Origin of the sequence: Neisseria gonorrhoeae, from assembly GCF_013030075.1 — a bacterium.
In the GTDB taxonomy this organism is placed as follows: Bacteria; Pseudomonadota; Gammaproteobacteria; order Burkholderiales; family Neisseriaceae; genus Neisseria; species Neisseria gonorrhoeae.
In genome coordinates this window covers 2,036,528-2,050,102 of the sequence record NZ_AP023069.1, presented here as the reverse complement: position 1 = coordinate 2,050,102, position 13,575 = coordinate 2,036,528, and the positions used below count along the sequence as shown (strand labels likewise).

General features: G+C 54.2%; 10 protein-coding genes and 1 pseudogene. 7 read left to right on the top strand and 4 right to left on the bottom strand.

Annotated features, from left to right (window positions below; translation table 11 throughout):
- Positions 1-26 precede the first annotated feature (26 nt).
- The 4 genes and pseudogenes from fabF (at position 27) to HT085_RS10780 (ending at position 4,373) form a co-directional block, all read left to right on the top strand.
- Positions 27-1,274 carry a beta-ketoacyl-ACP synthase II gene (gene fabF, locus HT085_RS10790; RefSeq protein ID WP_003689969.1) on the top strand — a complete coding sequence of 416 codons (1,248 nt, stop codon included), beginning with the start codon at positions 27-29 and terminating at the stop codon, positions 1,272-1,274.
- Positions 1,275-1,666: 392 nt separating this feature from the next.
- Positions 1,667-2,892, top strand: a pseudogene (locus HT085_RS10785) (MFS transporter).
- 4 nt (positions 2,893-2,896) lie between these two features.
- Positions 2,897-3,019: a hypothetical protein gene (locus tag HT085_RS12100; protein ID WP_010359328.1), complete on the top strand. Its 123-nt coding sequence runs from the start codon at positions 2,897-2,899 to the stop codon at positions 3,017-3,019.
- Positions 3,020-3,245: 226 nt separating this feature from the next.
- Positions 3,246-4,373 carry a glycosyltransferase family 4 protein gene (locus HT085_RS10780; RefSeq protein WP_003690357.1) on the top strand — a complete coding sequence of 376 codons (1,128 nt, stop codon included), beginning with the start codon at positions 3,246-3,248 and terminating at the stop codon, positions 4,371-4,373.
- A 401-nt stretch (positions 4,374-4,774) separates the two neighbouring features.
- Here the strand turns inward: HT085_RS10780 and HT085_RS12330 are convergent, their stop codons facing one another.
- Both HT085_RS12330 and HT085_RS10775 read right to left on the bottom strand, forming a co-directional pair.
- The gene (locus HT085_RS12330) at positions 4,775-4,858 is read right to left on the bottom strand and encodes an RNA polymerase factor sigma-54 (RefSeq protein WP_431607045.1); all 84 of its coding nucleotides are present in this window, start codon (positions 4,856-4,858) and stop codon (positions 4,775-4,777) included.
- Positions 4,855-5,667, bottom strand: coding sequence for an RNA polymerase factor sigma-54 (locus HT085_RS10775; RefSeq protein ID WP_438941664.1), 813 nt, complete (start codon positions 5,665-5,667; stop codon positions 4,855-4,857). Before HT085_RS10775 ends, HT085_RS12330 begins: the two co-directional genes overlap by 4 nt.
- Positions 5,668-5,974: 307 nt before the next feature.
- Between HT085_RS10775 and katA the strand changes: the two genes are divergently transcribed.
- The 3 genes from katA (at position 5,975) to HT085_RS10760 (ending at position 9,956) form a co-directional block, all read left to right on the top strand.
- Entirely contained in the window at positions 5,975-7,489 is a 1,515-nt protein-coding gene (katA, locus tag HT085_RS10770) for a catalase KatA (protein ID WP_003689973.1), read from the top strand.
- 515 nt (positions 7,490-8,004) lie between these two features.
- Entirely contained in the window at positions 8,005-8,571 is a 567-nt protein-coding gene (locus HT085_RS10765; RefSeq protein ID WP_003690352.1) for a manganese efflux pump MntP, read from the top strand.
- Positions 8,572-8,792: 221 nt separating this feature from the next.
- On the top strand, positions 8,793-9,956 hold the full coding sequence (locus HT085_RS10760) for a cytochrome-c peroxidase (RefSeq protein WP_003705279.1): 1,164 nt from the start codon (positions 8,793-8,795) through the stop codon (positions 9,954-9,956).
- Between the two features lie 580 nt (positions 9,957-10,536).
- Here HT085_RS10760 and HT085_RS10755 read toward each other — a convergent pair.
- Positions 10,537-12,573: a M3 family metallopeptidase gene (locus HT085_RS10755; protein WP_003690348.1), complete on the bottom strand. Its 2,037-nt coding sequence runs from the start codon at positions 12,571-12,573 to the stop codon at positions 10,537-10,539.
- Between the two features lie 87 nt (positions 12,574-12,660).
- Positions 12,661-13,533, bottom strand: a complete 873-nt coding sequence (locus tag HT085_RS10750) for a mechanosensitive ion channel family protein (protein ID WP_004467023.1) — start codon at positions 13,531-13,533, stop codon at positions 12,661-12,663.
- Between the last annotated feature and the right edge of the window lie 42 nt (positions 13,534-13,575).

Below are 13,575 nucleotides of genomic sequence, written 5' to 3'. Positions count from 1 at the left end.
TTCCGACAACCAACAGCGAGGTTATCATGAGTCAGAGAAGAGTAGTCATTACAGGCTTAGGTCAGGTTTCCCCTGTCGGCAACACTGCCGCAGAGGCTTGGGACAACCTGCTCGCCGGCAAAAGCGGCATCGGCGCGATTACCCGCTTTGACGCATCCGACATCAACAGCCGTGTCGCCGGCGAAGTGCGCGGTTTCGACATCGGACAATACATCAGCGCGAAAGAAGCGCGCCGGATGGACGTGTTCATCCACTACGGCATCGCCGCCGCATTGCAGGCGATTGCCGATTCGGGTTTGGACGATGTGGAAAACCTCGACAAAGACCGCATCGGCGTGAACATCGGTTCCGGCATCGGCGGACTGCCCAGCATCGAGGCCACCGGCAAAGCCGTAATCGAAGGCGGCGCGCGCAAAATCAACCCTTTCTTTATCCCCGGTTCGCTGATCAACCTGATTTCCGGACACGTTACCATCCTCAAAGGCTACCGCGGCCCGAGCTACGGCATGGTTTCCGCCTGTACCACCGGCGCGCACGCCATCGGCGATTCCGCCCGACTGATCAAATACGGCGACGCGGACATAATGGTTGCCGGCGGCGCGGAAGGCGCAATCAGCACCTTGGGCGTGGGCGGTTTTGCTGCGATGAAAGCCCTCTCCACCCGCAACGACGACCCCGCCACCGCTTCCCGTCCGTGGGACAAAGGCCGCGACGGCTTCGTCATCGGCGAAGGCGCGGGCATATTGGTGTTGGAAGAATTAGAACACGCCAAAAAACGCGGCGCGAAAATCTACGCCGAAATCGTCGGCTTCGGCATGAGTTCCGATGCTTACCATATCACCGCGCCGAACGAAGAAGGCCCCGCCCTTGCCGTTACCCGCGCGCTGAAAGATGCCGGCATCAATCCCGAAGACGTGGATTACGTCAACGCGCACGGCACGTCCACCCCCTTGGGCGATGCCAACGAAACCAAAGCCCTCAAACGCGCGTTCGGCGAACACGCCTGCAAAACCGTCATCAGCTCGACCAAATCCATGACCGGCCACCTGCTCGGCGCGGCGGGCGGCGTGGAGGCCGTGTACAGCATTTTGGCGATACACGACGGCAAAATCCCGCCGACCATCAACATTTTTGAACAAGACGTTGAAGCCGGCTGCGATTTGGACTACTGCGCCAACGAAGCGCGCGACGCGGAAATCGACGTTGCCATTTCCAACTCCTTCGGCTTCGGCGGCACCAACGGTACGCTGGTCTTCAAACGCTTCAAAGGCTGATTCCGCAAAGCCGCCGCCGACATCGAAATGCCGTCTGAAACCGTTTCAGACGGCATTTTTATAGTGGATTAACAAAAATCAGGACAAGGCGGCGGGCCGCAGACGGTACAAATGGTACGGAACCGGTTCGCCCGGTGCTTCAGCACCTTAGGGAATCGTTCTCTTTGAGCTAAGGCGGGGCAACGCCGTACCGGTTTAAAGTTAATCCACTATACTAACTGGAATTAACAAATACGGCACAAATATTAACCCGAATCGCAAACGCCCATCAAGCCCTTTCAGACGGCATCGGCAGACATACCGTTGGCTATATCCAAAGAATCAGGAATTATTTAGCCCGAATCATCCGGTTTGTTAAAATTCGCAAACTTAACCGACTCAAAATACATATTATGACGCACACCGCATCGAAAACACCCAAACTCTGGGCGGTCATTGCCGCCGCCGCATTCATCCTGCTGATTACCATCGGCATGAGGATGACGCTCGGACTGTTCGTCCAACCCGTCGTCAACACCACCGAATTGAGCATTGCCCAGTTCAGCCTCATCATCACCGTTTTCCAACTGATGTGGGGCGTATTGCAACCATTGTCCGGCGCGCTTGCCGACCGTTTCGGCGCGTTCAGGGTATTAAGCGGCGGTGCCCTCCTGCTCGTCTGCGCCTGCCTGATTGCCTCCAACATCCCGACTTATTGGGGGCTGATGATTGCCGTCGGGCTGCTGCTCGCATTCGGCACCGGTTCCGGCGGGTTTTCCATCATTATGGGACAGGTCGCCGCCCAAGTCCCCACACACAAACGCGGCTTGGCATCCGGACTGGTCAACGCAGGCGGTTCGGCAGGACAATTCCTGTTCGCACCGCTGGTTCAAGGACTCAAGGACTCGTCGTCCTGCCCGAAGTCGGCTGGACGGGTACATTTTACGTTTGGGGCGCAATCGCCCTGCTGATTCTGCCCGTCTCATGGTGGCTTGCCGGCGGCAACAACGCCGCCCACACCCAACACACCCAAGCCACACACGGACAAAGCCTCGGAGAAGCAGTCAAAACCGCCTTCAAAACCCCAAGCTACATCCTGCTGCACCTGAGCTTTTTCGCCTACGGCTTCCACATCGCCTTTCTCGTAACCCACCTACCCACGGAAGTCGCCCTGTGCGGACTGCCCGCCACCGTCGCCTCGACATCCATCGCCATCATCGGACTGGCAAACATCGCCGGTTGCGTGTTCTCAGGCTGATGCACCGGACGCTTCAAAGGAAAACACATCCTGTTCGGACTCTACGCCTCACGCGTCGCCATGGTGCTGATTTACATCTTCTCACCCAAAACCGACCTCAACTTTTACATTTTCGCCGCCGCACTCGGATTCACATGGCTCGCCACCGTCGCCCCGACCGCCGCCGTTACCGGCAAACTCTTCGGCACGCGCTACCTCGCCACCCTGTTCGGACTGGTGATGCTCACCCACCAAATCGGCGGATTCCTCGGCTCGTACATCGGCGGCATCGTGATTACACAATTCGGTGACTACGGCTGGATGTGGTACGCCGATGCCGTACTCGCCGGCACGGCAGCCCTGCTTGTCCTGCCCGTCCGCGAACCCCGAACCGCCGCATGACAGAATGCCGTCTGAAACCTTCAGACGGCATTTTCCAAACACCCCGCCCGTTGCCGGACTGCACGGCACGCAAATCAGCCTTATCAAACCGCAAATAACCGCCGCGATTAAACCGCCATTCAAATAAGCCCGTTTTCCCTTCGGGTGTAAAATCATCACAAAACGCGATACTGTATATCGCTGGGCGTTATGCAGCGGATTTCAGGATAAAATGCCGTCTGAAGCCGCCCCTGCCCGGGCGGGCGAAGCGTCGGATGCGGCGCGCTTGGCAAAGGTTTGCCCGCCGCGCCCCGTATCCGGCATTTCATCAATGCAGACCGCATTTCCAATCCTATATTCAAGGTGTCCGCCTTATGAAAATCGTTTTTATCACAACAGTCGCATCCAGCATTTACGGTTTCCGCGCCCCCGTCATTAAAAAATTAATCGGCAAAAACCATCAGGTGTATGCATTTGTATCGGAGTTTTCCGACAATGAGTTGGACATTATCAGGGAAATGGGGGTTACACCCGTTACCTACCGGTCAAACCGCAGCGGGGTAAACCCGTTTTCCGATATAAAATCCACCTTCCTCATATTTAAAGCACTCAAAAAAATATCGCCGGATTTGGTTTTCCCTTATTTCGCAAAACCCGTGATTTTCGGCACTTTTGCCGCAAAATTGGCAGGCGTGCCCAGAATCGTCGGGATGCTGGAAGGTTTGGGATTCGCATTTACCCCGCAGCCGGAAGGCATACCGTTAAAAACAAAAATCATAAAGGGGATTTTAATCGCCTTGTACCGCATTACCCTGCCGATGTTGGAAAGCCTGATTGTATTAAACCCCGACGACAAAGACGAGTTGCTGCATCAATACGGCATCAAAATAAAAAACATCCATATTTTGGGCGGAATCGGTCTGGATTTGCGGCAATATCCTTATTCCGAGGCGGATATTCCCGATGAAAAAGAACCCGTAAAATTCCTCTTTATCGGCAGATTTCTGAAAGAAAAGGGGATTGATGATTTTATTCGGGCGGCGGAACAGGTTAAGGGCAAATACCCCGATACGGTTTTTACCGCTTTGGGCGCAATCGACAAACCACGCGGGAGCGGGGATTTGGAACAGCCTGCCGCCCGCGATATTATCCGTTTCCCCGGTTTTGTAAACAATGTTTCCGAAGTGATAAAAGAACATCATATATTCGTATTGCCGTCTTATTATAGGGAAGGCGTTCCCCGAAGCACCCAGGAGGCAATGGCCGTCGGCAGGGCGGTGATTACGACGGATGTCCCCGGATGCAGGGAAACGGTTGCCGACAAGGTCAACGGCTTCCTGATCGAACCTTGGAATCCCCGCATCTTGGCCGAAAAAATGATTTATTTTATCGAAAACAGGGCTGCCGTCCGCCTGATGGGGAATGCAAGTTATGCGATTGCCAAAGATAAATTCGATGCCGAAAAAGTCGATTTGAAATTTCTCGATATTTTGAAGGCGTAAACAAGGTGGTCGGCTTTTGAGTTTCGGTGATTTCTGACAAACTCCCGCCATTCCCGCGAAACCCCGTCATTCCCGCGAAAGCGGGAATCCAGGTTCGTTGAGTTTCAGATGTGTAGGGCGGGCTGTAGGGTGGGCTTCAGCCCACCGAAACCAATCCCGCCACCAACCTCACCGGCTCAAACCGGCACAGCAACTTATATCCCGTCATTCTCGCGCAGGCGGGAATCCAGCCCCGCCGGTACAGAAACTTATCGAAAAAAAGTTTCTTCAGATTTTACGTTCTAGATTCCCACTTTCGCGGGAATGACGGGATGCAGGTTTCCGCGCGGACGGATTCGGCATTCCCGCTTTCGCAGAAATGTCGGCTTTTGGTTTGTTGTCTTTATAAGATTATTCGGTAATTATTCTGCGGTTTTGCGTTTGTGTGCTGCCGGAATCTCAAGGGATTCTCTGTATTTGGCAACGGTGCGGCGGGAAACCTCTATACCGCGGAAAGCCAGCAGGTTGGCGAGTGCCTCGTCAGAATAGGACTTGGGCGTGGACGAGGCAAAACCGGCGGCGGGAAAGGGGTTGAGCGAAGCAATGAGGCCGAGTGCGGCTTCGAGTGTGCCGCTGTCGGTTTGGGGCAGGCGTTTTTTATTCGCGCCGGGGTTTGGCTGCGGTTGCCGTCAATGCTGTCGAGGGCGTTTCGGACGATATGCAGGGCGGCGGGTTTGGCAGCACATTCGCCCGATCTTTCTATCTGCAATATCAACGATTCGGTCACATCGGCGGCGGCCATGCCTGCCGGATCGAATTTTTTCAATGCGGTCAGGGCTTGTTTCAGCATTGCTTCATCCAACATCCACTCCAAGGGCGTATGGTCCAGGATGTCTTCGATGCTGTCGGTCAGGTAGCCCTGCTCGTCAAGGAAATCGATAAGGATGTGGACGCAGGCGGCTTCTTGGTCGGAAAGGGGGTGTTCGCACGCTTGCGCGTGCAGGTATTGCTTGAAATCTTCTTCGCCGGCGATGTTGGACAGCATATCTTCGCCTTCGTCTCCGCCGATTTGACGCGCGGGCGCGGTGTAATGGCTGAATTCGGCATCGGAAAATTCATCCGTTTCTTTGCGTTCGAGCAGGGGGTTGTCCGACGGCCAGTTTTCGACCTCGCGTTCAAGTTCGATACCCGGCATCTGCAATACGCGCAAAGATTGTTGCAGCCGCTGGTCGAGCTGCTGGGTCTGTTTGAGCTTTATTCCGATTAAGGTAATGATAATGCGGTGAAAATTGTTATTTTCAGCCTGTCGGCGCAAAAAAATGCCGCAAAGCGGCATTGCATTATAAATGGTTTTAATGAGCGGGTTCGGATTCCGTCCGATAACAAAAAACAAACGAAAATGGAAACTTGATTGCTTATAACAATATTAAATCAATTTCATAGTTTTAATAACGAAAATCTTGGCGTATAATCGCATCCATAGTTTTTGCAAAAGGAAAATAAAATGTCGATTCAAGAAATTTATTACAATCAAGAAACCGGTTACGAATACGCTTTCCGCCAAATCGTACTGTAAGCCGTTTGCCCCCCATTTGACCAACCTGAGAAAAGGAACAAGAGCGATGACTACCTCCAAATGCCCCGTAACCCATCTGACCATGAACAACGGCGCGCCCGTTGCCGACAATCAAAACAGCCTGACCGCCGGCCCGCGCGGCCCCCTGCTGACGCAAGATTTGTGGCTGAATGAAAAACTCGCCGACTTCGTGCGCGAAGTCATCCCCGAACGCCGTATGCACGCCAAAGGTTCGGGCGCGTTCGGTACGTTTACCGTAACACACGACATCACCAAATACACCCGCGCCAAAATTTTCAGCGAAGTCGGCAAAAAAACCGAGATGTTCGCCCGTTTCACCACCGTGGCAGGCGAGCGCGGCGCAGCCGATGCGGAACGCGACATCCGCGGTTTTGCGTTGAAATTCTATACCGAAGAAGGCAACTGGGATGTGGTCGGCAACAACACGCCCGTGTTCTTCCTGCGCGACCCGCGCAAATTCCCCGACCTGAACAAAGCCGTCAAACGCGATCCGCGCACCAATATGCGTTCCGCCACAAACAACTGGGACTTCTGGACGCTGCTGCCCGAAGCCCTGCACCAAGTTACCATCGTGATGAGCGACCGCGGTATTCCCGCCAGCTACCGCCATATGCACGGCTTCGGTTCGCATACCTACAGCTTCTGGAACGAAGCGGGCGAACGTTTTTGGGTGAAATTCCATTTCCGCAGCCAGCAAGGGATTAAAAACCTGACCAACGAAGAAGCTGCAAAAATCATCGCCGACGACCGCGAAAGCCATCAGCGCGACCTGTACGAAGCCATCGAGCGCGGCGAGTTCCCGAAATGGACGATGTACATCCAAGTCATGCCTGAAGCCGATGCCGAAAAAGTGCCTTATCATCCGTTTGACTTGACCAAAGTTTGGCCGAAAAAAGACTATCCGCTGATTGAAGTGGGCGAATTCGAGTTGAACCGCAATCCCGAAAACTTCTTCGCCGATGTGGAACAATCCGCCTTCGCACCGAGCAACCTCGTTCCCGGTATCGGCGCGAGCCCGGATAAAATGTTGCAAGCCCGTTTGTTCAATTACGCCGACGCGCAACGTTACCGCTTGGGTGTGAACTTCCGCCAAATCCCCGTCAATCGTCCGCGTTGCCCTGTTCACAGCAACCAGCGCGACGGACAAGGCCGCGCCGACGGCAACTACGGCAGCCTGCCGCACTACGAACCCAACAGCTTCGGCCAATGGCAGCAACAACCCGACTTCGCCGAACCGCCTTTGAAAATCAACGGCGACGCGGCACACTGGGACTACCGCCAAGACGATGACGACTACTTCAGCCAACCGCGCGCCTTGTTCAACCTGATGAACGACGCGCAGAAACAGGCTTTGTTTGACAACACCGCCGCAGCCATGGGCGATGCGCCCGACTTCATCAAATACCGCCATATCCGCAACTGCTACCGTTGCGACCCGGCATACGGTGAAGGCGTAGCCAAAGCCCTCGGACTGACCGTCGAAGACGCACAAGCCGCCCGCGCGACCGATCCCGCACTGGGTCAGGCCGGTTTGCTGTAAGGGGGCATTATGTGGATGGAAATTGAAGAAATCCTGTCCCGCGCCGTCCGATACCGGAAATAACCGGGCATAAAAATGCCGTCTGAAACGTCGTTTGACCGTTTCAGACGGCATTTCCACACCTCGCCCCGCCGTTTCAGTGGGCGTTTTTTATTATAGTGGATTAAATTTAAACCGGTACGGCGTTGCCTCGCCTTGTCCTGATTTTTGTTAATCCACTATAAACGCAAAATATCCCGTCATTCCCGCACCATCCCCACCGGTTCAAACCGGCACGAAAACTTTTCCGCGTCATTCCCGCGAAAGTGGGAATCCGGAACGTAAAATCTAAAGAAACCGTTTTATCCGATAAGTTTCCGTGCCGACGGGGCTGGATTCCCACTTTCGTGGGAATGACGGGATTTCTGTTTTTGATTTTTTGTTTTTGCGGGAATAACGGGATGCGGGTTTTCGTGCGGCGTTTTTCGCGCTTTGCTGTTTTGTTATAATCCGCCCTTTTTAAGGATGGGTGCGGTATGAGTCTTTACGCTTTGCTCTTGGTTGCGCTGGGAATGTCGATGGATGCGTTTGCCGTCGCGCTGGCAAAGGGCGCGGCGGTCAGGATGCCCCCGCGCAAAATTGCAGCAACGGCTTTGGTGTTCGGTACGGTTGAAGCGTTCATGCCGCTGGCGGGCTGGGTAGGCGGTTTTTATGCCAAGCCGTTTATCAGCGAATGGGACCATTGGGTGGCTTTTGTCCTGTTGGGCGGACTGGGTCTGAAAATGATGCGCGAAGGGTTGTCCGGCGAGGCGGAAGATGTGCGCGAAAGCAAACAGGAAAGCCTATGGATGACGGTTTTGACTGCTTTTGGAACCAGTATTGATTCCATGATCGTCGGGGTGGGCTTGGCGTTTATGGAGGTAAACATCGCCTTTGCCGCCGCCGTAATCGGTATGGCGGCTACGGTAATGGTTACCATCGGGCTGACGGCGGGAAAGGCTTTTGGCGTATTGTTCGGCAGGCGTGCGGAATTTGCCGGAGGTTTGGTGTTGATTGCCATCGGTACATGGACGCTCTTATCGCATTTGGGTTTGATTCAATGATGTCGGAAAATAAAATGCCGTCTGAAGCTTTACCGGTTTCAGACGGCATTTTGTTAAACTTGATTCTCTATCGGTATTATTGTGTAAAGCTATTGAAAATAAAATATTGATTTTCCGCAAAGATGGCTAAAGGTGCGATAGGTACACTGAAGAAATAATCGGCAGAACAGGTTTGCCTGCCGGTTTGAACAATGATTTTAACCTCCCATAAGGAATACACGATGTCTTTCAAACTCCGTTACCTCGCATCAGTATTGGCATTGTCTTCACTGTTGGCGGCATGCGGCGGTCAGGAAAAGTCTGCGGCAGGCGATGCTTCTCCTGCTTCCGAGACCGAAGCGGCTTCCCAAGTACAGGCCTCGGAAGCCGTTCCTTCCGCTTCATCGGCCTCGCCCGAAGACCAAGACCTTTTGAAACGCGCGCAAGGTGTATTCCAACCTTTGCCGACTGTCGAAGAAATGCAGAAAATCCGTCCGTTTACCGAAGAACAGGTCAAACTCGGACACCAACTCTGGTATGAACCACGCCTTTCCAAAGGCAATACCGTAAGCTGCAACTCTTGCCACAACCTTGCTTCCGCCGGTGTGGACAATATGCCGACCAGTCAGGGGCACAAAGGGCAGTTCGGCGGACGCAACTCGCCTACCGCATTGAATGCTGCGCTGCTGGGCAGCCAGTTTTGGGACGGACGTGCCGCCGATGTTGAAGAACAGGCTGGCGGGCCTTTGGTGAATCCGGTGGAAATGGCGAATGATTCGCAAGAGGCGGCTGCAGCCAAAATCGCCAAAGTTCCCGAATATCAAGAAATGTTTAAAAAAGCTTTTCCTGAAGACGGCGCGGTTTCGTTTAAAAACATCACTACCGCATTGGGTGCGTTTGAGCGTACCCTGCTGACGCCGACCAAATGGGACGAATACCTCAAAGGCAACGTCAACGCCCTGAGCGAACAGGAACGAAAAGGCGTGCGCGCGTTCATGGACAACGGCTGTATTGCCTGCCACAACGGTGTCAACCTTGGAGGCACGACCTTCCAGAAATTCGGTCTGGTCCAAGGGCCGTATTGGAAATTCATTGAAGATCCGAAACGCGACAAAGGCCGTGCTGACGTAACCAAAAAAACCGAAGACGAATTTTTCTTCCGTGTTCCGGGGTTGCGTAACGTGGCTAAAACTTATCCGTATTTCCACAACGGCAGCGTGTGGGAGCTGGATAAGGCAGTTACCATCATGGGTAAGGCGCAATTGGGTAAAGACATTCCGAAAGAAGATGTGGATAACATCGTCGTATTCCTGAATGCACTTTCCGGCAATGTTTCCGAATCAGCGCGCACGATGCCGGAACTGCCCCTGACCGCACCGATGGAATCTAAGCCGGACAACAAATAATCCGGCCGGTACGCAAAAATGCCGTCTGAAACGGGAATCTGTTTCAGACGGCATTTTATATTTCGTCGCGTCAGATACGCAGGGTATGCCGTAGGGTGTGCTTCAGCCAGCCGTTTCCACCAATTCAACCAACCATGTCCGGGTCTTATGCGTTTTTCACGAATGCGCGGCGTAGGCGGAGGGATTGGTGGGCTGAAGCCTAATTCAATGGCTGCGTTGTGTAAGCCATGATGCGTTTGGATAATTAATCAATATTCTTGCGCTACCATTACCATCGGCTTTGGGGGTTTGTACTTCGGCATTATGATAATCAATAGCCTGTTTGGATTGTATTCCCGAATCCGACAGTTTTAGATTATAAAAAGGCCGTCTGAAAAATTTTCAGACGGCCTTTTATAGTAAATTTCAAATAAAAATATCTTTGTCGTCATTCCCACGCAGGCGGGAATCCAGACTTGTCGGCACAGAAACTTATCGGGTAAAACGGTTTCTTCAATTTTATGTTCCGGATTCCCGCCTGCGCGGGGATAACGATTCAGGTATTTCTACATCGAATCCGCTTTTTATATCAACCTGACTATCAAGCCGCGTTGTCGAAGCCGCTGTGGCGCAGCAGTGCGTCTATGCTCGGTTCGCGTCCGCGGAAGGCTTTGAAGGATTCCGCCGCGCTGCGGGAGCCGCCGACGGCAAGGATTTCTTGCCAGAAGCGTTTGCCTGTGGCGGCGACGTCGTCGCTTTCTTCAAAGGCGGCGTAGGCATCGGCGCTGAGGACTTCGGCCCATGCGTAGCTGTAATAGCCTGCGGAATAGCCGCCGGCGAAGATGTGGCCGAAGCTGTTGGCGAAGCGGTTGTATTCGGGCGGTTGGATGACGGCGACTTCTTTGCGCACGCTGTCTAAAACCTGCTGCCAGTTTTTCAGACGGCCTTCGTTGTCTTCGCTGTAAATGGTCATGTCAAAGAGGGCGAATTCCATTTGGCGGACGAGGAACATGCCGCGCTGGAAGTTTTTGGCGGCGAGCATTTTGTCGAAGAGTTCTTTCGGCAGGGGCTCGCCGGTTTCTTCGTGGGCGGACATTTGTGCCAATACATTGTATTCCCAAACGAAGTTTTCCATAAACTGGCTGGGCAGCTCGACCGCGTCCCATTCGACGCCGTTGATGCCGGACACGCCCAGTTCGTCCACTTGGGTAAGCAGGTGGTGCAGTCCGTGGCCGGTTTCGTGGAAGAGGGTGAGGATTTCGTCGTGGCTTAAACGCGCTTCTTTGCCGCCGACGGGCGGGGCGAAGTTGCAGACGAGGTAGGCGGTGGGCAGTTGCAGCGTGCCGTCGGTGAAGCGGCGGCGGCCTTTGTAGTCGTTCATCCACGCGCCGCCGCGTTTGCCTTCGCGTGCGTACAAATCCATATAAACGCCGCCGATGGTTTTGCCGTTTTGCTCCAGCTCGAAGTAGCGCACGTCTTTGTGCCAGACGGGGACGGTTTTTTCGGCAAATCCGATGCCGTAGAGTTTTTTGATTTGGGCGAACAGTCCGTTTAATACTTTGCCGACGGGGAAGTATTTTTTGACTTCGGTTTCGCTGAATGCGTATTTGGCTTCGCGCAGTTTTTCGCCGGCGTAGCTCAAGTCCCACGGCTGCGGGTCGGCGAGACCGAGGTGTTCGCGGGCGAAGGCTTTGACTTCGGCGAGGTCTTTTTCGGCGTAGGGTTTGGCGCGGCGGGCGAGGTCGTGCAGGAAGTTTAAAACCTGTTCGGGCGTGTCCGCCATTTTGGTTGCCAGCGACAATTCGGCGTAATTTTTAAAGCCGAGCAGTTTGGCGGTTTTCAATGCGTTTTCGAGCGTGCGGTCGATGTTGGCGGTGTTGTCGAATTTGCCGTCGTTTGAAAGTTCGCTGGCACGGGTAACGTAGGCGCGGTAGATTTGTTCGCGCAGTTCGCGGTTGCCGGCGTATTGGATAACGGCAAGGTAGTGCGGAATCTGCAAGCCGATTTTGTAACCTGTTTTGCCTTCGCTTTGCGCGGCGGCGGCAAACATCGCGAGCGCGTCTTCGGGAATGCCGGCAAGCGGTGCGGCATCGTCAAAGTAAATGCCGAACGCGTCGGTCGCGTCTAGGACGTTTTGGGAGAATTTGGCGGAAAGTTGCGCGCCTTCGGTTTGCAGTTTTGCCAGTTCTGCCTGCCGTTCGGGCGGCAGTTCCGCGCCGCTCAATACGAAATCGCGCAGGTCGTGATCGAGCTTGGTTTTTTGTGCGGGGGAAAGCGTTGCAAATTCGGGGGAATTTTTGATGGTTTTGAAGCGGTTGTACAGTTCGATGTCTTGTCCGATTTCGGTGAAGAAGACGGTGATTTCAGGCATCAGTTCGTTATAGACGGCGCGCAGTTCGGGCGTGTCGACGACGGAGTTGAGATGGGACACGACGCCCCAAATCCTGCCGACGCGTTCGGTGATGCCGGTCAGACGCTCGACGGTGTTCGCCCAGCCGGTGTGCGTTTGCGCTTTGACGGCGGCGATTTGTCCGCGCGCTTCGGCGATGGCGGTTTGGACGGCGGGTTTGATGTCTTCGGTTTTGATTTGATTAAAACGGGGTTCTTCGCCCAAGTGGAGCAGTGCGTTGTCAATCATAAGATGGGTTTCCTTTGCGTGTTGTGCTTCAGACGGCATATCGGCAATATGCCGTCTGAAGCCAGAAATGGGGCCGGCCGGGGAAAGTTAAAGTGTTTCGGAGCCGGCGGGATGATTTAACAGGCGGTATTGTACGCGCAAAAATTCGTCCATAACCGCCTGTTGGATTTCCAGCCGCTTTGAAACGGGGGAGGCGAAGCGGACGATGATGCGGTATGCCTTGTCGTCGTACGGTACGCGGGTAACGCGCGGCCTGGCGGCGGGCGTGATAAACAGTTTTTCCGCCTGCACGTTTTCCAAATACCGCTGAATGGCGGGGATGTAGGGCGCGCACAAGGGCTCGAGTACGGCTTTCAGACGGCATACGGCTTCATCCGAATCCAAATGGATGGGAACGGGGATTTCGACCGTATGGATGACATAGTCGCCCAAAATATTGTCGCGGCGCACGGGGTGGCTCAACAACAGGCTGTTGGGGAAAGAAACGGTGGTTCCCGCAAGCTGTCCGACCAAGGGGTTCGGACCGACCTGCATCATCAGCGTGTTCAACAGATTGATGTCGACCACGCGCCCGCGCAGGCCGTTGATTTCGATATAGTCGCCGACCGAGTATTGCTGGGTGGCAGACCTTAAAATACTGCCCGACAGACACATAATCAGTTCTTTTGTCGCCACGACGACCGCCGCCGCCACCGCAAACATCGACAAAGCCAGCGTTTGAATTTGCGCCGACCAGATAAATGCCAGCGAAAACAGCACCAAAAGCAGCGTTATATTGCGGCTGGCAACCAAAAACCGCCGCTTGCTTTCGATGCCGAAATCCGGATGCCGTCTGAAGCGGATGTTCAACAGAAGGGCGCGCGCCAGCAGCAAAGCCGCGACCGCCGCCACGGATTCGGCCGCCTCCGCGCGTATCGGGACGGCATCGGGCCAAGTGTTCAACATATTCCATATTTCCATTTCCGCGCCCCTGTCCGAAAAGTATAGGGTGTAGATTTTAGT

Excerpts from the sequence above, each read along its gene's own strand:
- fabF (WP_003689969.1), top strand. The coding sequence starts at position 27 with ATGAGTCAGAGAAGAGTAGTCATTACAGGCTTAGGTCAGGTTTCCCCT.
- HT085_RS10780 (WP_003690357.1), top strand. The coding sequence starts at position 3,246 with ATGAAAATCGTTTTTATCACAACAGTCGCATCCAGCATTTACGGTTTC.
- HT085_RS10755 (WP_003690348.1), bottom strand. The coding sequence starts at position 12,573 with ATGATTGACAACGCACTGCTCCACTTGGGCGAAGAACCCCGTTTTAAT.
- HT085_RS12100 (WP_010359328.1), top strand. The coding sequence starts at position 2,897 with ATGCCGTCTGAAACCTTCAGACGGCATTTTCCAAACACCCCGCCCGTT.
- HT085_RS10765 (WP_003690352.1), top strand. The coding sequence starts at position 8,005 with ATGAGTCTTTACGCTTTGCTCTTGGTTGCGCTGGGAATGTCGATGGAT.
- HT085_RS10760 (WP_003705279.1), top strand. The coding sequence starts at position 8,793 with ATGTCTTTCAAACTCCGTTACCTCGCATCAGTATTGGCATTGTCTTCA.
- HT085_RS10750 (WP_004467023.1), bottom strand. The coding sequence starts at position 13,533 with ATGGAAATATGGAATATGTTGAACACTTGGCCCGATGCCGTCCCGATA.
- katA (WP_003689973.1), top strand. The coding sequence starts at position 5,975 with ATGACTACCTCCAAATGCCCCGTAACCCATCTGACCATGAACAACGGC.